Origin of the sequence: Salsuginibacillus kocurii DSM 18087 (assembly GCF_000377705.1) — a bacterium.
GTDB classification, from domain to species: Bacteria; Bacillota; Bacilli; order Bacillales; family Marinococcaceae; genus Salsuginibacillus; species Salsuginibacillus kocurii.
Map to the genome: position 1 here is coordinate 392,301 of NZ_KB898625.1, position 19,894 is coordinate 412,194.

The window sequence follows — 19,894 nt, forward strand, 5'->3', positions numbered from 1 at the left end:
TAAAGTTGATATTTCTGAAAAATCAACTTTTCATACTGAAGATGAAGAAGAAATAGAAGATTTCATTATTTTAAAGTACTCAGAGGAGGTTTTTTACCTTCTCTTGTATTGATAACATGGTGAAGAGATTTGTTTTGGGGTGATTTTCCATTAAAAGTGTTATTTTTTTATTTTTAATATTGTCTTTAATCGCTTGTACTACAGATGAAGTGAGTATAAATGATCAATTAACGATGGAGCATGGTGGTCATAGCTATGAAGTTGAAGTCCAAAGTATAACGGATATAACGGAGGAACAAAGAAGTTTTGATGTTCAAGAAGGGTATCGTATGGTTAATATTGTGGTAGATGTTGAAAATACGGGATCTGAGATTATGTTTATCGACATAGATTTTTATGATGATATATCTTTAGACCATCCTGACACCAACAATAATATAAGTGATCCATATGTTATTGATGAGGAAGAAGATATTACTCCTAATGTAGTAGAAATTAGAGATGAAGAGCTTGCACCCAATGAACAAACGACAATAGAATTTCCATTAGTTATTAGGGAGGAAATGGAATCTTATCATTTTAACTTTCATGGTGAACTATTGAGATTTTCGAAGGAAGATATTGATACAACGTGAATGAATTCATGTTAACTTCTGAAAGGATGCTAATGCGCATTATGCATAGATAGAAAGTGGAGCATGCAAAGCTTACAACGTAATGGGTTCTGTTAAGTTTAATTGGTTATCTCGTTTAAAAGAGGTTTTGCAAACGATTTAGAGCAAGGACCATAGAAATCGGCTAATTCAGTGTTTTTAATATATTGCCGCTGTCCACCAGGACATGCAAGATAACCATATAAGCTAAAATGGGCCAGTAATAGATAGGGGTATGGAAGGGAAGCTCGAATAATAGCAAGCAAAGAGAAGCGATTTCTGGTACGCTTAAACCATACTAGAAGAGGAGGACAACGAATGAGCCAGTCAGACGGTACTAAGCGAGCGCAGGTGAGCCGCGGCCAGGAAGTAGATATTGTATTAAAAAAAGACCAGCGCAGTGGAAAATTGACGCGTGGGGTAGTGAAAGATTTATTAACGAACGCACCGACCCATCCCCATGGCATCAAAGTACGTTTAGAGGATGGGCAAGTAGGGCGCGTGAAAAGAATTTATTAAGTGTTAGTAATGAAAAAAAGTAAGGAAAGAAGTTATGCATCAAGTTTGTTTTCTTCGTTCGAAGAAACGTTCATAGATTCAAAACTTCTAAATCGAACCATCGCAATAATGCCAAGCAACGGTCCAATGGCGAGCAGGGAAAAAGTAAAATGCCAGTCAATGAGTTGAGATGCGAACGGAATAAATTGAATTGAGCCGATCGTAATTAAAAAGCCGACACACATTTGAAAGGTCAGAGCCGTACCAACGTAAGAAGCTTCCGCAAATTCGGAGACGGCAGCTGAAAATTGCGCCGAATCCGCGATTACAAATACGCCCCAAAAGACTGCGAGCAAAGTGGTGAGCCAGATTGGCTGGCCAAAGGAGAACCCGATAAGCACAGCACAAAGGCCGCTGCCAGCCATAGCTACAATGGTAGCCCGCGCGCGTCCGTATTTTTCCGCAAACAACCCACCAGCAATCGAACCAATCACGCCCGCAACTCCGATAGCTACAAATCCGACAAAAACCCCAAGCAGGGGAGAACTATCTGGGTTGTGAGCGAGAAAGCTGGTGCTTAAAAACAAAGGCAGCCACGTCCACATCGCATACAATTCCCACATATGGCCGAAATAGCCATAGTTGGCGAGCATCACCGGGCGATTGCGAAAAACGAGCGCAAGACGTTTAAAGGAAAAAGGTTCATTTCCGGCCGCGGCAGCAGCTGGGTCTTTTACCATGAACCACATCATGGCTGCTGCCAGGAAGGCAAGTATGGAACTAATTAGAATAACGACTTCCCAGCTCACACCTGCAACTAGGGCATTTATTAAATGCGGAAAAGCTGACCCGAGAGTGAGCGCCCCAATGACAATACCAATTGCCAGTCCTCGCTTTTGCGGAAACCATTGTGCGACGAGCTTGACTGAAGTGGGATAAACACCGGCAAGCGTAATGCCCGTCAACACCCGCAACGCAAGCGCTATGTAAGGTGATTCAGTAACAAGCAGGCCTAAATTAATGAGAGCACCACTAAATGCACACCACGAAAAGATGATACGAACATTTAGCCGGTCACTCAAGCCATAATAAGCGCTAATAAAGGTGCCAACCACAAAACCGATAGGAACGGCTGAAGATAACAAGCCTTCAAAAGCCGGGCTGAGCCCCCATATTTCTGCTAGATCGGGTGCGACTGCGGTAGCGCTAAACCAAAGACTGAGAGCAAAAAACACAGAGACGGATATCCAAGCAAGCACCGACCAAGCATGCATGCAGCTTCCTCCCTTCATTCCAAATGATCGAATCGTTTCAATAAATAAAAAGATTACTTGTGCAGAACTTAATATGTAACTGATGAATAAAAGCTAGAAGGTGCTAGAGGGAAAGTTTTCCTTATGGGCCCGCCAGCGTTTGAAATATATAGGAAATAAAAAGATGTGTAGGACGAGTGTATCATAGTTTTGGAGAGGAACGAGAGGAAATGAAGCCTACGTTTGTCAGTCATTGGTATAACGGGAGCTACTCAAGTACACTGTGCGACCGAGCACCAAAAAACCCTGTCCACCGTGGACAGGGTCAGAGCGGGGGTGATGAGCACGGAAACTCATCAAGGCAGGGGCCAGTGCCTTTTTACCGTAGGAGGCCCGCCGTCTTTGTATGTTGGCGACGGATGTGCCAACACGCGCCGGCTGCAAGGGGAGACCCTTTGTATGTGCGCATGAGGCTAGTGCCTCCTTGTCTACTAGTTTCCCATATTTTTTTAACTCAAAACTTTTAAATTACATAAAATTAAAAGCAATAAAATAAAAACAGCTGAATCACTTGATCGTTAGGAAGAGCGTGCTGGTCAAAGTAGAAGAAGGTAAGAATAAGAAAAGGTGTTGTTTAAGAGAGAGTTTAATAGGTTTGACAGAGCCGATAAAAAAAGTTTGACAGGACTGATGGTTCCGTGTATAGTATATGTATTGCTTTTTCGAACGAACATCACTGAATGTTTAGTGTCTATTTTAAACCTCAAACGCTAAACTCACCCTGTGTGGCGCTTTTAATAAGCTTTTGCTGGTTGTGTAAGCTAGTTAAACTAAAGTTAAGATAAACGTATTATTTGAAAGTGCCCGCCTTATCTGCACTGGCGCGACCTTGGAGTCGTAAGAACGGAAGAGAGGCAGGGCTTTCGTTAGTTAAGGAACGAGAAATTGGGTCTACCGCGGCAATTGGTGATGACCCGTCCGAAGCAATCAACCGAGGGCAGCACCGGTAGCTGGCCTTTCCATACTTAATGTGAGACTTTCCTGGAATGGAAAGTCTCTTTTTTATTGGTACGATAAAACTCGCAGGTGGTAAGACTCCGTGTTTTTGGTAAGAGAATGACAGAGTGGAATAGGCAGTCCTGCTTTAGCTAAAATCTCATCCAGCCTTGATTTAACTAGATAAAGGTACTGTTACTTGAGTTCAGTAATAAATGAGAAAGTGAGCTGGTTGAAAAAAAGGTGATTGACGCTGTTGAGTTTCTGTCGTAAGATAATTATTGAAAATGATTCTCATTATCAAATGAATAATTGTATGCATGCATATATCACCCTCCTGTGGAGAGGGCTTTCTTTTCACCAATAACTGATAATGATTATCAATATCTTTTATTTTACAATAGTTCAGGAGGGCATAAAATGAAAAAGTTTCAATTAACGATTTGTGCGGCAAGTGTGTTGGTATTAGCAGCTTGTGGTGCAGACGAGCAAGAAGAAGCGAGTACAGCTGAAGGAGAAGAAGGAATGGCTGATGAGGCGAGCGCTGATGAGAATACAGATGAAGATACGGCGGAGGGAACGCGCACGATTGAACATGCGATGGGTGAAGCCGAAGTTCCTGAAGAGCCGGAACGTATTGTTGCGTTAACGGGTGACGCACTGGAAGCTTTGCTCTCGGTAGGAATTACGCCGGTTGGTGCGACTGAAGCGATGGGTGAAGATGAATGGTATCCGCATTTGGAAGACCAAATGGAAGGTGTAACCAATGTGGGGGAAATGGGAGAGCCTGATTTAGAAGCCATCCAAGCGCTGGAACCAGACTTGATTTTAGGGAACCAAAATCGTCAAGAAGAGTCGTATGAAGTACTTAATGAAATTGCCCCTACCGTTTTTACAGAAACATATTTTGGCACGTGGAAAGAAGACTTTGAACTATATACAGAAGCGGCGAATGAAGCAGAAGCTGGAGAAGAAGTAATGGCAGAGTGGGAAGAACGTGCGTTCGACCTTTCCGATACGTTAGCTGCTGAAGAGAAGCTCGACCAGGAAGTAGGAGTTGTCCGCTTCACTGCAGGTCAGGGACGCTATTTTTACAATGATAGTTATGCCGTCAGTATTTTGCAGGAGCTAGGGTTTGAGCGGCCGGAATTGCATGACGAGGATGAAGGCTTTGTGGAAAACATAACACAAGAACGCATTCCAGAGATGGATGCAGATCTTCTCTTCTACTTTGTATTAGATGATGGAGACGGCGAAGGCTATGAGTTTGCTGATGAGTGGATGGAGACTGATCTGTTTCAACGCTTAGAAGCTTATCAAGAGGACCAAGTACACGAAGTAAATCAAGACTATTGGAACATGACGTACGGCATTCTGTCCGCAGATTATGTACTTGAAGATGTGGAAGAACTCGTATTGAACGAAGACTAGTCCCCGTGATCGAGGCAGAGCAGCGGCAGTGAAAAGGAGTTCATCGAAATGGCACGGCAGACGTTAGCAAAACTTGCAGGATTAGTGGTTGCACTCACGATAACATGTTTCTTATTTATGATCAGTCTAGGCTATGGCTACACGCCGACGACGATTGGAATGGTGTTTGAAGCGTATCAGGCAAATGATGGTTCAGCTGAACACTCCGTCATCACAACGATGCGCATGCCGCGAGCGCTGCTTGCTGTGCTCGTAGGAGCGGCGCTTGCCGTCTCCGGGTTAATCATGCAGGCTCTTACGCGGAATCCAATGGCTTCACCGGGCATATTAGGCGTGAATGCTGGTGCCAGCCTGGCTGTCGTCATCGCGGTAACGATGTTCTCTGTTAGTTCACTTAGTGGCTACATGTGGTTTGCTTTTGCCGGAGCTTTCATTGCAGCGATTACTGTTTATGCATTAGGTGCTTCGGGGCCTGAAGGGCTCACCCCGTTAAAAATGACACTGGCGGGCGCGGCCCTGGCCGCTCTCTTTTCCTCTTTTACTTCTTTCTTTTTAATTTTAAATGAGCAGACACTTGATCAAGTGTTGTTCTGGTTATCTGGCTCGGTGGAAGGAAGAGGGATGGAAGTGATTGGTCCGGTGCTGCCTTTTCTCCTACTCGGTTTCGTGCTCTCGTTGTTTATGGGTGTGAAGATCAACGCCCTTTCGGTAGGTGAAGATGTGGCAAAAGGGCTCGGACAGCGGACGTGGGTGGTAAAAGGGGCAGGTCTTTTCATCGTTGTGCTGTTATCAGGGGGTGCGGTGGCGATGGCGGGTCCGATCGGTTTTATCGGGCTTATTATTCCTCATATTACGCGAGGTTTAGTTGGTGTCGACCATCGCTGGTTGATTCCGTATTGCGCTGTACTGGGTGCTGCTCTTTTGCTCGCTTCTGATATTGCAGCCCGCTTCATTCTTTACCCGACCGAAGTTCCTGTCGGTGTCGCGACAGCTGTGGTCGGTGCTCCTTTCTTCATTTATTTAGCACGAAAGGGAGTGATGAAAGGATGAAGTCGCGTACATATCAGACCTTTCGTGCCAATCGGATGAAGTTCTCCTTTATAGCTGAAAGGAAAGCTTTGTTTATTATGGCACTGCTTAATGTGATGTTAGTAGGGCTTGTCATTGTCAGCCTTGGGTCTGGATCGATAGATATTCCTTTTCAAGAAGTTGTAGCTGCCCTGTTTGGTTTTGGTTCCGACAGTCATCAGTTGACGATTTTTACGATTCGTATGCCGAGGGTGCTGCTAGGTATTCTTGTCGGTGTTGGTTTGGCTTTGTCAGGCGCGATTTTACAGGGAATGATCCGCAATCCGCTGGCCGCCCCCGATATTATTGGGGTGACAAGCGGAGCTACACTATTTGCTGTCTTATATATTTCCGTATTTAGTGCCACGTTAAGTATTCAGTTTTTACCGTTGTTTGCTTTTGCCGGCGCCCTTTTAGCGGTAGTGCTTTTATATTTGCTAGCTTGGAAAGATGGGGTAAGCCCGATTCGGCTGATTTTAGTAGGGATCGGCTTAACGGCCCTGCTTGGGGCGGGGCGGACATTTATGGTGATATTTAGTCCCATCTGGCAGTCGAGCCAGGCTTATACTTGGACGACAGGTAGCTTGCATGCTTCACAATGGATGGAGGTCCAAATTATCGCTGGTTGGCTGGTTGTCCTCATCCCACTGTTGATTCTAATGGTTCGGGCTTTGAATCTGCAGGCGGTGAGTGAGGAGATTACAATAGGTCTCGGCGGGCGTTTGCAATGGCAGCGCGCGGGCTTAATCGCACTGGCCGCCTGTTTTGCCGGGATCGCGGTAGCCTTTGGTGGCGGAATTGGTTTTGTTGGCTTAATGGCACCTCACATGGCACGAAAACTGGTAGGCTCTTCCTTCGGGCAGCTTTTGCCGGTTGCGGCTTTGTTAGGCGCATTAATTGTTGTGTTGGCTGACTGGATTGGGCGGACTTGGTTTGCGCCTACTGATATTCCAGTCGGGGTCTTCACAGCAATGATTGGCGCTCCCTTCTTTATTTATCTATTTGTGCGCATGAAAAAATAAATGCAGAAAGGAACATCAGCTATGTCAACCATTGAAACGAAGGACCTGACGCTAGCCTATGGTGAAACGACGATCATTGATTCGCTCGATTTAAAAGTGCCTCCTGGAGAAATTACTGTGTTTATTGGTAGTAACGGCAGTGGAAAATCGACGTTGTTACGAGCGATGGCACGGCTTTTGAAGCCAAAGCAGGGCGCTGTCGTACTAGACGGAAAAGCGGTGGCAGACTCGAGTACAAAAGAAGTAGCGAAACAAATGGCGATTTTGCCGCAAGGACCGACTGCTCCAGCTGAATTAAGCGTGTTTCAACTTGTTAAATTAGGTCGGTACCCGCATCAAAATTTATTTAATCAATGGTCAAAAGAAGATGAAGAGCATGTATTCGAGGCACTCCGGATGGTGCAGCTTGAAGACCTGGCTGAGCGGACGGTGGCAACGTTGTCCGGCGGCCAGCGGCAGCGGGCTTGGATCGCTATGACATTAGCGCAGGACACAGACCTTCTATTATTAGATGAGCCAACAACCTATTTAGATTTAAACCATCAAATTGAAATTTTAGATATCCTGTATGATTTAAACCGAGAAAGCGGCCGAACCGTAGTGATGGTGCTTCACGACTTGAATTTGGCTGCCCGTTATGCTGATCACATGGTAGCTGTAAGCAACCAAACTGTTTACCAAAGCGGCACGCCTAATGAAATTATGACAAAGGAGGTGATAGGTGACGTGTTCGATATGCCCTGTATGGTAAGCGCTGATCCGTTATTTGGCACCCCGATGTGTATTCCATTTGGCAAACGAAAAGCAAACGCCCAAGCAGTGGAAAACCGAACGGGCTGATTGTTTTTCTACTATGTAGCCTACTTTCTCATGCTGCATATGCTACACCCTCCCCACCTGTTATATCATATAGAAAGGACAGGTTTCCCGTCGCCGCGGGGAGCCTGTCCTTTTTTACACCGTAAAAATATATAAATCGTTGAAGGAAAAGGTATACGTGCAACGAAGGCTCACCCTACGCCGCAGGCTTGGCTTTGCCAAGTTTTCTTTAAATCTCGAGCTTCGGCAAGAAGATCCAAAGTGGTTTGATTCCTCTTTTATTTAAAAAGAGCTTAGTATCTGTGAGTAAATGCGAGGCGTAGCCTGCTGCGCCGGCTGTAAGGAGCACCTGCATATTAAGGACAAGGCTTGCTTCATAGCACATATAACTCCATAGCGCGAGCCCAAAGAGAGAATGGGTGAAACCGCGGTGGGATGAAAAAGCAGCTAGTATGAGAAAGAGACTAAGCGTGAGCAGTGCCGGCTGCATATCTAAATAGATGCCTGTTCCTCCGATGAGAAATGCCGTGCACAGAAGCAAGGTCTTACGCGAGATTGCTTTTTTTGGAAAAATAACTAAAGCGGCCCCTATTGTCACTAAAAGCCAGGTTTCATATGGCTGAGCCGGCCAAAAGGCAGCGATGATCAAGAGAATGCCGACCAAAGCGAGAATGCGGTGAATCCGCTCTGGGTTGAGTGTGATCCGGTTGGTGAACGTGCTATTGGTATCGAGGTCGGGAGCGAGCGCAGATAAAGAGGCCGCCGCAATGGAGACCCCTGCTATCAGCGGGTCTTGTTCGAGAAAGCCGATATAACTTCCCACCACGCCTCCGATAAATACGTGGGTCGTCCCCTTCATCTTATCCCTCCTGTTATGTAAATGTCTTCGTTTTTATGGATGGGAATCTTAAGTATAAGCGAGAATACCAGTGCCTGCAAGAGAAAAATCGAACATATGTTCAAGGAGGGCGCGGGATAAAAATGGGTGCTCAATGTCACTTGATAAACGTAATAGGTAAATACGTTACATTCCAGGGGATTACATAACATCCGCAGACAAATACGTAACATTCGTCTGTTAAGGTAAGAGTCTCCCACCGCGAATTTTCATTACTGGGTTCCCATAATTTAATAAGTTTCATATGTTAAATAATAATTTAATGAAATTCTATCACTGGCGCTCACTGAACTTCACTGACGTTCACTGAGCATTCTAATCTCTTCTAAACGCCGATAAACGACTTTGGTGAATTTTTCCCGGCATGATACTCTTTTTCACAGTTAACTTTTAGCGAAAGAGGAGTGAGAGATTGATGGGAAACACTAAAGAAAACGCCAATTTAGGGCTAATTGATACAGATATCCATGAACGGGTGATGTATGAAGAGCTGCTTCCTTATTTGGATCAGCCGTGGCGTCGTTACATTACCGATGCCCATTGGATTCAAGAAAAACACATGCCTTATACGCAGCCAGCTGTTGCAGGGGTTGACCGAGCGGACGCTCGAGTGCCGGACGGCCGTCCGGCTGGAACGGACCTAGGGTTTATGCAAGAGCAGCTGTTAGATTCACTCGGTCATGAAATCGGTGTGTTAACTGGCGCGCTTGATCCGTCACCGTCATCAATGCACGGGTGGTATGAAATGGCGACAGCGTTGGCGTCTGCCTATAACGATTGGCAGATTGACAAGTGGTTGGATAAAGATGAGCGTCTCTATGGTTCAGTTCATATTGCCGCGCAGGACCCTGCTGCTGCAGTGAAAGAAATCGAACGTGTCGGCAGTCATCCGAAAATGGTTCAAATCTTGCTGCCAATCGATGATATTCTCTGGGGCGACGCGTATTACCATCCAATTTTTGAAGCAGCGGAAAAGCATGACCTAATGGTCGGCATGCATCACAATGAACCGCCGCTTCATTACGGAAAATGGCCAAAATATTTCATTGAGTGGCACACACTGATCCCGGTTTCGCACATGAATCAGGTGACCAACTTAGTCTTTAACGGAGTATTTGAAAAATTCCCGAAGCTTAAGGTAATGATGATTGAAGGCGGCTTTACCTATGTGCCGTTCCTCATGCGGAAAATGGATCAGCAATATAAAGATTTGCGTCACGAAGTACCGTGGGTAAACCAAATGCCAAGCAAAACGATTAGAGAGCATTTCTGTTTTACGACGCAGCCGCTTGAAGAAATGACGAAAAAAGAATTTATGCAGATTCTTGAACAAATGGGAAGCGAGGAGATTGTTTCGTTCTCCACCGATTACCCGCACTGGGACTATGATTCACCGACCGAAGCTCTGCCGCCGAAATTGGATGAAGAGCTGATGAGGAAATTGTTATCCGAAAACGCGCGGAATTTTTATCCGAAGCTGCAAAAGAAGGAGGGCTAAGCTGTGAAAGAAGCTGTGAAAGAAATTGTATGTCAGGAAGAAGACTTGCAACCAGGTGAAATGATGTCGGCTACGTTTGGCCGCCATGACGTTGTTGTCTGTCGGGCGTCCGACGGCCATTATTACGCGTTCCTTGACCGCTGTATTCACCAGGGAGCGGAACTTTCAAAAGGGAAAATCTGCGGAGCGCCGGAACCAACCGATGAACTCGGCGAATATAACTTTCAGCGCGAAGGCGACATTCTGCGCTGCCCGTGGCATGGACGCGAATTTGACATTAAAAACAATGGCTGCATGTTAGCCAATGAAAAATTGAAACTGCGAAACTTTAAAGTGGTCGTGGAAGATGGGCAGGTAGCGCTTACTAAATAAGCGCCCCATCTCCATAGGCAACCAATGGGAGGGCTGAACGATGCCAACAGAAGAAGAACTATATGACATTACCATCATCGGGGGCGGTCCAACCGGGCTGTTTGCTGCCTTTTACGCCGGCATGCGGCAGATGAAAGTGAAAATTATCGACAGCATGCCGCAGCTCGGTGGCCAGCTTGCCGCGCTGTATCCAGAAAAGAATATTTATGACATTGCTGGGTTTCCAAGCGTTCGCGCTGGAAAACTGGTAGATGATCTAATTGAGCAGGCCTATGCGTTCGACCCAACTGTAGTGCTTGAAGAAACGGTGGAACTCGTGAACAAACACGAGGATGGCACCATTACCATTCAAACAAACGCAGGCTTCCATCATTCTAAGACTGTCGTCGTCACAGCGGGCGTTGGCGCGTTCGAACCGCGGCGTTTGAAGCTAGATGAAGCGGCCCGCTTAGAAAAAAGCCGCCTTCATTACTTTGTGGATGATATGCAAAAATTCGCCGGCAAAAATGTTCTCATTTCCGGTGGAGGCGATTCCGCGTTGGATTGGGCGTTAATGCTTGAGCCGATTGCCAATCAAGTGACGCTTGTGCATCGCCGTGATAAGTTCCGCGCCCACGAACACAGCGTAGAGCTGTTGCAGAAATCAAACGTGGAAGTCTTAACACCGTACAGCTTAAAAGCGATTGACGGAACGGAAGCAGAACTGGAGCCAACCGTGCTTGAACACGTAAAAACGGGTGAAGAAAAGATTGTGCACGCGGATGATATTTTAGTAACGCACGGCTTCGTTTCTTCATTAGGCCCGATCAAATCATGGGGCTTAACCGTGGAAAAAAATGCGCTCGTTGTCGATTCCAAAATGGAAACCAATATTGAAGGCATTTATGCGGCCGGAGATATTGCGACGTACGAAGGCAAAGTAAAACTTATTGCCACCGGCTTTGGTGAAGCGCCGCTTGCCGTTAACCATGCGAAGGCTAAAATTGACCCGGATGCCAAGCTTCAGCCAGCTCATAGTACAAGCCTGTTTGCGTAAGTGACACGATAATGAGCGTACACAAAGCAAGCGCCTTGTTTTTCTTGTTTTTAAAACTGAGTCCGATAACGTTTGCTGGCGTGAACATCGATTAGCTGAAGGTTGGTTCTCGAGTCTGGCCAGTTCATCGGTAGAAAAGGTAGTTCACTTGTGCTGCCTGGCTCGTGTTGTTTTATACGAATGTCCACCCGCTCCCTTTTACTTTCGGGAGCGGGCATGATTGGTGTGTTAGTGTATAGCTGAATTGTGATGAATGAAACGTCTGCACTGCGGGGACGCTTTCCTCAGGATGGCGCCCGCTTCGCTTAGGCGTTAGGCCTAATTGTTACACGAAAACAAAACTAATTTAAAAGTGGAGGAATGACACCGATGAATAAAAAGTTATTGATAGGAAGTTCATTATTCGCATTATCTATGCTAGTGGCTTGTGGAGAAGGGTCTGGCGATGGAGAGTCGAACAGTTCCATTGGCGAAGAATTAGATTACACCATTACAGGCATTGACCCGGGAACCGGTATCATGGATATGGCCGCTGAATCGATTGATGTGTATGACCTGGGTGATGAGTGGGAAGTGCAGTCCAGCTCAGACGCGGTTATGACAGCTGAACTGGCGAGCGCGATTGAAAATGAAGAACCAATCGTCGTAACAGGATGGCAGCCGCACTGGAAGTTCACCGAGCATGATGTGAAGTTTTTAGAAGACCCGGAATTGGTATTTGGCGATGAAAACGATGTACATACGCTCGTGCGCAACGGCCTGGAGGAAGACCTGCCAGGAGCGTACAAGCTGTTTGACCAGTTTGAATGGGAGCTTGAAGAACAAAATGAAGTCATGCTGATGGAAGAAGAAGAGGAAATGGAACCGGAAGAAGCTGCTCGCACCTGGATTGAAGATAATGACGAACTGGTAGCGGAATGGACTGAAGGCGTTGAAGAAGGAGAGGGCGAAACGGTTGAGCTTTCTTTAGTAGAGTGGGTGGACGCGATTGCAACCACGAATGTGATGGCCGAAGTGCTGCGTGATTTAAATTACGAGCCGGAGTTGACGCCGGTACAAATTAGCGCGATGTATGCCGGCATGGAAGGCGGCAACGTTGATGCTATGTTTGCTTCCTGGCTTCCAGCGCAGCAAACCTATTATGACGATTACGAAGAGCATTTTGAAGACTTGGGGCCAAACTCGAGCGGGACGCGCAACGGCCTTGTCGTGCCAGAGTACATGGACATTGATGAGATTGAAGATTTAGCAGCTGAATAAATAAATGTGACGCCCTCTGTAACAGCTCTGCTGTGCAGGGGGTTTTTTGATGTTGGAAAGAGAAAAGAGGTGTAACTTTCCACTGTCCAAGATTAAAGTACAGCTCACTTTAATAGGTACGACCCTCTAACTGCATCATAGTCGTTCAATCTCTTGGCTTCATTGATTAATTATCAAATAGTTTATACCATAGAATCTATTTTATAATGACGTTTTATGAGCAATAAAACGAATAATATCTTTTGATTTTTTATTTACTATATGGAATTTAAAAAGTGGCTGAAACGTAAGACGGCGACTCCCGGAGGATAAAGCGCAGTCTGAAGATCCACTTTTTCGCATGGTTACCTCGAAAAAGTTAGCTGAAGACAAGCCCTCGGGAAAGCGTCCGTCTGATGTGAAGGCCACATTCATTATTCGGATGTTAACATCTTAATTTGAATTATGAAATTCATTCTATGTAATAAATAAAGAGGGGAGAAATACATTCTCCCCTAAAATAAATAGACGGATGTTGAGGGCAAATAACAGTGAAATGAATGTTTCAGCAGTTTCTGAAAAAGTATAGCTAAAGAGCCTGCAGTGAATGCAGAGTAGCTCGCTCACGCACCGCCTTTAAGAGAACTCAATACCACCGTCAATAAGAACAGACTGACCCGTCATATAATCAGAATCAGAAGAAGCCAGATAGGAGACGAAGTTTGCCACGTCTTCTGGTTCCTGGGTTCTTCCTAAGGTAATGCTTTCGGAAAACTGGCTGAAGGCTTCGCCGGGCTCGAGGTCCATATAGTCGACCATTTCTTTATCAATGCGCTCCCACATGGTGGTGCCAACGATCCCTGGGCAATACGCGTTCACGTTGATATCAAATTGTGCCAGTTCTTGGGCAGCGGCCTGGGTTAAGCCGCGCACAGCAAATTTAGTAGCAGAGTAAACACCTAAAAAGCTAAAGCCTTTATGGCCGGCGATACTAGAAGCATTAATGATTTTTCCACGGCCCTCTTGTTTTTTCATCTGTTCGGCTGCTGCTTGCATTCCGTAAATGGTACCGTACACATTAATGTTGAACATCGTATCAAGATCTTTTTCGGTGACCTCGGTAAGAGGTTTAACCTGTTCAATACCGGCATTGTTAATAAAAACGTCAACGCGTCCGTATTTTTCCACGGTTTCTTCAACCAACTTGGTCATATCTTCACGCTTACTCACATCAGCTTGAACGGCATGACTCTCATGGCCTAGCTCTCGTAGTTCTTTGGCCGCTGCCTCGGCGGTTTCGTTATCAATATCGTTAATGACGATGGCAAACCCATCTTTAGAAAGGCGTGCTGCGATCCCTTTGCCAATTCCTTGACCGGAACCTGTAATTACTGCAACTTTTTGTTCACTCATGTATGAAGACTCCTTTCCAATCGAATCTACTTAGTAAAGTTCCCAATGTAAGAAAGACCTAAACGTTGAGAAAAGAAGAAAGGATACATGAAAAAAACAACGTTTCTTCCTTTCTTCCTACCTACCTTCATTCATACCTGTGTGCTCTGCTACCAACTAAAATGATATGACGTTTGTTTTTGATATACTTCTCCCTTTTGTAAAATAGGATCACCAAATTGCGGGAGGTGATAAGTAGCAGGTGGGTGCTGGGTTTCAAAACAGATGCCAGCATGATTGCGGTGCTGTGAGCCGTCTTCTAGCTTGTTGCCGGAGTAGCAAACAACAGCAGGGGAAGTGGTTTCAATTTTCATGGTCCGACCAGAAATCCTGTCATACAACCGAGCAAATTGGCATTGGTTATCATCTAACAGAAAAGGGTGATCGAGTCCTCCATGTGTTGTTTGAATGTGAGGATTTAAGTCGTTAAGAACCTCTCCAAGTTCCTTTCCTTCACGAAAGTCAAAAACAGAATGGTCCGCTACAGGTAAGACTTCCCCAGTAGGCAGCGACTCGTCATTAACTTCTAAAAAAGAGGAACTCGAAAGTGTTAAATGCTGCTGGGAGATGTCACGCTTGCCATTTCCGCTTAAATTAAAATATGTATGATTGGTCAAATTACAGGGAGTGTCGGCATCAGAAGTCGCCCGGTATTCCATCGTTAACGTATTGGCAGCGGTTAATGTATAACTTACCTGGACGCTCATATTTCCTGGGTACCCTTCTTCACCGGCGGGACTGTGATAATGAAAAGTCATCACTTCCGCGTCTTTTTCGTGATGTACGTTCACCTCCCAAAATTGATGAGAAAAGCCGCAATGCCCACCGTGGAGACTGTTATTACCGTCGTTGATTGCGACTTGATAAGGACCATCAGCTAAGGCGAAACGCCCCTCTTTGATCCGACCGGCTGTGCGTCCAATTATTGCTCCGAGGTAGCCGGGATTTTCTTTGTAACTAGCCGTATCGTCATAATGAAGTACGACATTTTCAAGCTTTCCGTTCCGGTCTGGCAGTAAGATTTCTGTAATAACACACCCGTAATTAAGTGCTTTCAACCTGATACCATTGCGGTTTTCAATCGTTGTTTCTAGCACCGGCTTTCCGCCAAAGTGGGTAAGCTGTTGTTGTTTCATCTCAACACTCCCTTTCTTAGTAGTTATGAAAATCCCCTTCTTCATTGCCGGAAAGTAGAAGAAGGGGAGAAAATGAGATAGCGAATGATTTCACTTATGAGCGAAAACGTTTTAACTGCTTGGACAAGGCAGCGGTTTGCGAATAAACGTCTTGATAGAGTGGAAATAATTGCTTATAGCGCTCTGCATTTTCCTTATTAGGATAAATGGTTCGCTCGGCTGTAACGAATGCTTCCGCGCACTCACCTAGCGATTGAAACCAGCCGCATCCGCACGCGGCGATCATCGCTGCTCCCATACCAGGGCCTTGCTCATTTTGTAATTTAACAATCGGGGTGGCAAAGATATCAGCTTGCATTTGCAGCCATTCTTCACTTTTGGCTCCACCGCCAATGGAAACAATTTGCTCGATCGTTTTGCCGCTTGTTTTTAAAATATGCAATGATTCATTTAAGGAAAAGGTGATTCCTTCAAGCACGGCCCGCGCAAAATCCCATTTCGTGTGTGAAGCGTGCATGCCGATAAAGGACCCGCGAATATCAGCGTCTGCGTGTGGAGAACGTTCGCCGACTAAGTAAGGCGTAAATAAGAGACCGTTAGCGCCGATTGGTACTTGGCTTGCTTTTTCCACAATCTCTTCGAAAGAGAAGTCAGGGCAGAAGGTAGATTTGAACCAGTCCAGGCTATATCCTGCTGCTAAAGTCACCCCCATCGTGTAATAAGCCTCGGCTGCCGCATGGTTAAAGTAATGAACTTTTCCTGCAAAATCTTTTGACCCATCACTCTCATAAGAAAGGATGACGCCTGAAGTGCCGATGCTGCACATCGTCTGGCCTTCTTTCAGCACCCCTGCACCTACTGCGCCACAAGCATTGTCAGCTCCACCGGCAAAGACAGCTGTGTCTTTTGAGAGTCCGGTTTCTTCGGCAATAGCTTTTGATAGTGTGCCAACTTGTGTTTCTGAAGAAACGAGAGGAGGGAGAAGGTTCCTATCGATGTCTAATCGATTGGTAATTTCTTCGCTCCACTTCATGTTTTCAATGTCTGTTAGTAACGTTCCGGCTGCATCTGATAAGTCCATATGATATGTTTCAGTTAGACGAAAACGGACATAGTCTTTTGGCAGCAATAATGTACGAGCTTTTTGATAAAGTTGGGGTTCATGCCTTTTCACCCAGAGCAGCTTCGGTAACGTAAAGCCTTCAAGCGGCTGATTTTTGGCTAGCGCTAAAATCTCCTCGTAACCGACTATTTCTTCAATCAGCCGGCATTCTTCTGTTGTGCGTGTATCATTCCAAAGAATGGCTGGACGAAGCGGAGCCCCCTCTTCATCTACCAAGACAAGCCCATGCATTTGCCCGGAAAAACTGATGCCTTCAATATCTGCGGCCGTTACGTTCGGACGACTTAGAAGCTCTTTTAAGACATCTAATGTATGTGTCACCCAATCTTCTGGATTCTGTTCGCTGTAGCCCGGGGCAGGATGAGAGATTGGCAGGTTCGAAGCCGCTTCGGTTACAATCTCGCCTGCTTTGTTGATGACAATTCCTTTAACAGCACTTGTGCCAAGGTCAAGACCGATCACATATGCCACAGTTTTCACCCTTCCACTGCTTAGTTTGTTTCTAGAATGTATTGATTGATAATGCCTCTAATCATTTCCTGGCGCCCAGAAATATTTGTGATCTCTGTTTGGTGGGCATAGTCTGCCAACTTATGAAAGTCAGTATTGTTTGTAACGATATCTTGACCGATGCCTTCTTTAAAGCTGCTATAGCGGTTTTCAATAATCGACTCTAACGCGCGGTCTTCTAGGAGACGGTGAGCGACTTTTAAACCATAGGCGAACGTATCCATTCCTACGATGTGTCCATGCAATAAATCGCTTGGATCAATAGAAGTGCGACGAACTTTAGCGTCAAAATTCAAGCCGCCATTGCCGAGGCCTCCGTTTTTCAAAATTTCATACATGCTGAGTGTGGCTGCATAAATATCGGTTGGGAACTCATCCGTATCCCAGCCCAATAGCAGGTCGCCCTGATTTGCATCAACAGAACCAAGCATATTATTGGCTCTTGCGTAATGAAGCTCGTGTTCAAATGAATGACCGGCTAATGTTGCATGGTTTGCTTCAATATTAATTTTAAAATGGTCGGTAAGATCGTATTTTTGTAAGAAAGCAAAAGCAGACGCCACATCATAATCATACTGGTGTTTTGTAGGTTCCTTTGGCTTTGGCTCAATTAAGAACTGACCTTCAAAGCCAATTTCTTTCGCATAATCGATTGCCATATGATAAAAGCGGGCAAGGTTATCCAATTCAAAACCCATATCAGTATTGAGTAACGATTCATAACCTTCGCGACCACCCCAGAAGACATAATTTTTCGCACCTAATTCTTTCCCGATCTCTAATTGTTTCTTCACTTTAGCAGCAGAATACGCAAATACGTCGGCATTGCTTGAAGTAGCCGCCCCGTGTAAAAAGCGCGGGTCAATAAACAAATTGGCTGTATTCCATAAAAGCTCCGTATTGGTATCTTTCATGTAGGAGTGCAAAACAGGCACGATTTCATCTAACTCTTTGTTGAAGGCTTGCAAACTATCAGTCTGTGAAACCACATCCACGTCATGAAAGCAAAAAAACGGCGCACCGATTTTATCAATAAATTCAAACGCCGCTTCCGCACGGGCTTTGGCTTGATCAATGCCTGAATAATGGTTCCATTTGTGGTTAATCGTTGCTGCGCCAAATGGGTCAGCTCCGCCTTCATTAAAAGTATGCCAATAAGCGACAGAATAACGAAGCCATTCCTTCATCGTCTTATCGCCGACTTTTTCAGTTTCGTCATAATATTTAAAAGCAAGTGGATTAGCGGAGGATCTACCTTCGAATGGAATATGAGAAACATCTGTAAAATAAGTCATTGAATAATCCCCTTTTCAATTAGTTTGTTCACTAAACATACTAATTGAAAAAAGAAAGCGTTGTCAATAGATTGTTTAATGGTTAAATGAAATAAAAGTTGTAATGTAAAAGTGATGCTAGTTTCCCGTAATTTTTCGCAATCACAAATATAGGAGTAAGAGAAGAGAAAAGGAAGGACGAGGGCCATTATAGGAGAGGAATTAAAAGATGTTTCAGAGATAAAAAAATCTCATGCCAGCGCATAAGGTTTGACTTACACCTATGCTATGCTGCCATGAGAAGAGAATGCAGAGAAATAGGATAGTTCACTTATTAATCAATCGACATTTTATGATGAGATAAGAAGTTACTTAGGGAAAAAGCAGCTGAACCAAGCGCACAAGAGTAAGCGCCTAAATGAGAGAATGTAACTTCAAGAGATTGTTGATGTTGGGGGAGCAAACGTTGCTCAATTACACGGTCCACCGGGTTCGCAATCCAGCTTTCAAGCTTGGAGAACCGATTGCCAATAATGATTTGTTTTGGATTAAAGACGTTTACAATATTGGTGATGCCAAGACCAATATAATCACCAATTGTATTTAATAAGTTAAGCACTTCTCCGTTTCCTTCATGGGCAGCTGCACAGAGGAGTTCGAGCGTAATATCATAGTTTTCATTAAAGGTGGAAAGCGACGTGGCTTGCTGCACAAGGGCACTTTCAGAAGCATACAGCTCCCAACAGCCAAGGTTGCCGCAATTACATTTTTTGCCATTTGGGTCAATTGAGATGTGTCCCATTTCACCAGCAATCCCATTTTCCCCTTTATATAATTCATTCCCGAGAATGATCCCTGTTCCGATCCCTGTGCCAATGCTAACGTAGATTAAGTTGCTTACATTTTTTCCGGCACCGTATACTTTTTCCCCATGTGCTCCCGCGTTTGCTTCGTTTTCAATAACAACAGGAAGGTTAAATGTTTGTTCTAATTCTTCTTTTAACGCGACATTATGCCAATCTAAATTAGGGGCAAAAAGAATGGTACCATTTATATCCGTGATCCCGGGTACGCCGACACCGATACCGACAATCCCATAAGGACTTGTTGGACAGCGGCTGCTCAAATACGAAATCGTGTTTTTAATTTTTTCGATAATCTCATTTCTAAGGGAAGTAGTAAACGTCATTTCCGTTTGGTCAATAATATTTCCTTGCAGGTCAGTAAGGATAGCTAAGATATAATCAACCCCGACATCTATTCCAATTGAATAGCCTGCATTTTTATTAAAATATAGCATGACTGGCTTGCGTCCACCTTTGGATTCTCCACTGCCAATTTCATAAATGAAAGATTCATTCATTAACTCGCTTACAAGCGAGGAGACGGTAGCTTTGGTAAGACCAGTCGTTTTAGATATTTGCGCGCGAGAAATAGGGGATTGTTTTTGAAGAATGTCCAAGACTATGGATTTGTTCAATTTTTTTACTAGATTTTGATCACCAGTTTTCATTATCATCACCAGTTCCATTAGTTTTTTCAGTCAACAAACATATTATCACACTTCCTCCATAGGAAAAAACCGCGCCTCAAACAAAACTACTTACAAATACAGT

General features: G+C 44.8%; 17 protein-coding genes. 10 read left to right on the plus strand and 7 right to left on the minus strand.

Annotated features, from left to right (window positions below; translation table 11 throughout):
- The first annotated feature begins 209 nt into the window (after positions 1-209).
- Positions 210-635, plus strand: coding sequence for a hypothetical protein (locus D469_RS0108535; RefSeq protein WP_240473323.1), 426 nt, complete (start codon positions 210-212; stop codon positions 633-635).
- A 336-nt stretch (positions 636-971) separates the two neighbouring features.
- Positions 972-1,172, plus strand: a complete 201-nt coding sequence (locus tag D469_RS0108540; protein ID WP_018922971.1) for a YwbE family protein — start codon at positions 972-974, stop codon at positions 1,170-1,172.
- Between the two features lie 32 nt (positions 1,173-1,204).
- On the opposite strand, the gene D469_RS0108545 is transcribed toward D469_RS0108540, so the two are convergent.
- Positions 1,205-2,425: an MFS transporter gene (locus tag D469_RS0108545; protein WP_018922972.1), complete on the minus strand. Its 1,221-nt coding sequence runs from the start codon at positions 2,423-2,425 to the stop codon at positions 1,205-1,207.
- 1,395 nt (positions 2,426-3,820) lie between these two features.
- Between D469_RS0108545 and D469_RS0108555 the strand changes: the two genes are divergently transcribed.
- The 4 genes from D469_RS0108555 to D469_RS0108570 are packed head-to-tail and all read left to right on the plus strand — an operon-like array spanning position 3,821 to position 7,761.
- Positions 3,821-4,831: an ABC transporter substrate-binding protein gene (locus D469_RS0108555; RefSeq protein ID WP_018922974.1), complete on the plus strand. Its 1,011-nt coding sequence runs from the start codon at positions 3,821-3,823 to the stop codon at positions 4,829-4,831.
- A 48-nt stretch (positions 4,832-4,879) separates the two neighbouring features.
- On the plus strand, positions 4,880-5,881 hold the full coding sequence (locus D469_RS0108560) for a FecCD family ABC transporter permease (RefSeq protein ID WP_018922975.1): 1,002 nt from the start codon (positions 4,880-4,882) through the stop codon (positions 5,879-5,881).
- Complete coding sequence (locus tag D469_RS0108565; RefSeq protein ID WP_018922976.1) at positions 5,878-6,921, plus strand: FecCD family ABC transporter permease; 1,044 nt, start codon at positions 5,878-5,880, stop codon at positions 6,919-6,921. Before D469_RS0108560 ends, D469_RS0108565 begins: the two co-directional genes overlap by 4 nt.
- Positions 6,922-6,942: 21 nt before the next feature.
- Positions 6,943-7,761: an ABC transporter ATP-binding protein gene (locus D469_RS0108570; protein ID WP_018922977.1), complete on the plus strand. Its 819-nt coding sequence runs from the start codon at positions 6,943-6,945 to the stop codon at positions 7,759-7,761.
- Positions 7,762-7,969: 208 nt separating this feature from the next.
- On the opposite strand, the gene D469_RS0108575 is transcribed toward D469_RS0108570, so the two are convergent.
- Positions 7,970-8,599, minus strand: coding sequence for a metal-dependent hydrolase (locus D469_RS0108575; protein ID WP_018922978.1), 630 nt, complete (start codon positions 8,597-8,599; stop codon positions 7,970-7,972).
- Positions 8,600-9,053: 454 nt separating this feature from the next.
- Here D469_RS0108575 and D469_RS0108580 point away from each other — a divergent pair, with 454 nt between their 5' ends.
- The 4 genes from D469_RS0108580 (at position 9,054) to D469_RS0108595 (ending at position 12,804) form a co-directional block, all read left to right on the plus strand.
- The gene (locus D469_RS0108580; RefSeq protein ID WP_018922979.1) at positions 9,054-10,136 is read left to right on the plus strand and encodes an amidohydrolase family protein; all 1,083 of its coding nucleotides are present in this window, start codon (positions 9,054-9,056) and stop codon (positions 10,134-10,136) included.
- Between the two features lie 3 nt (positions 10,137-10,139).
- Positions 10,140-10,508, plus strand: coding sequence for a Rieske (2Fe-2S) protein (locus tag D469_RS0108585; protein ID WP_018922980.1), 369 nt, complete (start codon positions 10,140-10,142; stop codon positions 10,506-10,508).
- A 40-nt stretch (positions 10,509-10,548) separates the two neighbouring features.
- Positions 10,549-11,544: an NAD(P)/FAD-dependent oxidoreductase gene (locus D469_RS0108590; RefSeq protein ID WP_018922981.1), complete on the plus strand. Its 996-nt coding sequence runs from the start codon at positions 10,549-10,551 to the stop codon at positions 11,542-11,544.
- Positions 11,545-11,913: 369 nt separating this feature from the next.
- Entirely contained in the window at positions 11,914-12,804 is an 891-nt protein-coding gene (locus tag D469_RS0108595) for a glycine betaine ABC transporter substrate-binding protein (RefSeq protein WP_018922982.1), read from the plus strand.
- Between the two features lie 615 nt (positions 12,805-13,419).
- Here D469_RS0108595 and D469_RS0108600 read toward each other — a convergent pair.
- The 5 genes from D469_RS0108600 to D469_RS0108620 all read right to left on the minus strand — a co-directional run bounded on the left by D469_RS0108600 (position 13,420) and on the right by D469_RS0108620 (position 19,791).
- Positions 13,420-14,196: an acetoin reductase gene (locus tag D469_RS0108600; protein WP_018922983.1), complete on the minus strand. Its 777-nt coding sequence runs from the start codon at positions 14,194-14,196 to the stop codon at positions 13,420-13,422.
- Positions 14,197-14,345: 149 nt separating this feature from the next.
- Positions 14,346-15,371, minus strand: coding sequence for an aldose epimerase family protein (locus tag D469_RS0108605; RefSeq protein WP_018922984.1), 1,026 nt, complete (start codon positions 15,369-15,371; stop codon positions 14,346-14,348).
- A gap of 94 nt (positions 15,372-15,465) precedes the next feature.
- Positions 15,466-16,965: a xylulokinase gene (gene xylB, locus D469_RS0108610; protein WP_018922985.1), complete on the minus strand. Its 1,500-nt coding sequence runs from the start codon at positions 16,963-16,965 to the stop codon at positions 15,466-15,468.
- A gap of 20 nt (positions 16,966-16,985) precedes the next feature.
- Positions 16,986-18,299 carry a xylose isomerase gene (xylA, locus tag D469_RS0108615; protein WP_018922986.1) on the minus strand — a complete coding sequence of 438 codons (1,314 nt, stop codon included), beginning with the start codon at positions 18,297-18,299 and terminating at the stop codon, positions 16,986-16,988.
- Between the two features lie 313 nt (positions 18,300-18,612).
- On the minus strand, positions 18,613-19,791 hold the full coding sequence (locus D469_RS0108620) for an ROK family transcriptional regulator (RefSeq protein ID WP_240473324.1): 1,179 nt from the start codon (positions 19,789-19,791) through the stop codon (positions 18,613-18,615).
- Between the last annotated feature and the right edge of the window lie 103 nt (positions 19,792-19,894).

Coding starts and splice junctions, on each gene's coding strand:
- D469_RS0108545 (WP_018922972.1), bottom strand. CDS start 2,425: ATGCATGCTTGGTCGGTGCTTGCTTGGATATCCGTCTCTGTGTTTTTT.
- D469_RS0108575 (WP_018922978.1), bottom strand. CDS start 8,599: ATGAAGGGGACGACCCACGTATTTATCGGAGGCGTGGTGGGAAGTTAT.
- D469_RS0108540 (WP_018922971.1), top strand. CDS start 972: ATGAGCCAGTCAGACGGTACTAAGCGAGCGCAGGTGAGCCGCGGCCAG.
- D469_RS0108600 (WP_018922983.1), bottom strand. CDS start 14,196: ATGAGTGAACAAAAAGTTGCAGTAATTACAGGTTCCGGTCAAGGAATT.
- D469_RS0108555 (WP_018922974.1), top strand. CDS start 3,821: ATGAAAAAGTTTCAATTAACGATTTGTGCGGCAAGTGTGTTGGTATTA.
- D469_RS0108560 (WP_018922975.1), top strand. CDS start 4,880: ATGGCACGGCAGACGTTAGCAAAACTTGCAGGATTAGTGGTTGCACTC.
- D469_RS0108580 (WP_018922979.1), top strand. CDS start 9,054: ATGGGAAACACTAAAGAAAACGCCAATTTAGGGCTAATTGATACAGAT.
- D469_RS0108605 (WP_018922984.1), bottom strand. CDS start 15,371: ATGAAACAACAACAGCTTACCCACTTTGGCGGAAAGCCGGTGCTAGAA.
- D469_RS0108620 (WP_240473324.1), bottom strand. CDS start 19,791: ATGAAAACTGGTGATCAAAATCTAGTAAAAAAATTGAACAAATCCATA.
- D469_RS0108590 (WP_018922981.1), top strand. CDS start 10,549: ATGCCAACAGAAGAAGAACTATATGACATTACCATCATCGGGGGCGGT.
- xylA (WP_018922986.1), bottom strand. CDS start 18,299: ATGACTTATTTTACAGATGTTTCTCATATTCCATTCGAAGGTAGATCC.
- D469_RS0108570 (WP_018922977.1), top strand. CDS start 6,943: ATGTCAACCATTGAAACGAAGGACCTGACGCTAGCCTATGGTGAAACG.
- D469_RS0108565 (WP_018922976.1), top strand. CDS start 5,878: ATGAAGTCGCGTACATATCAGACCTTTCGTGCCAATCGGATGAAGTTC.
- D469_RS0108595 (WP_018922982.1), top strand. CDS start 11,914: ATGAATAAAAAGTTATTGATAGGAAGTTCATTATTCGCATTATCTATG.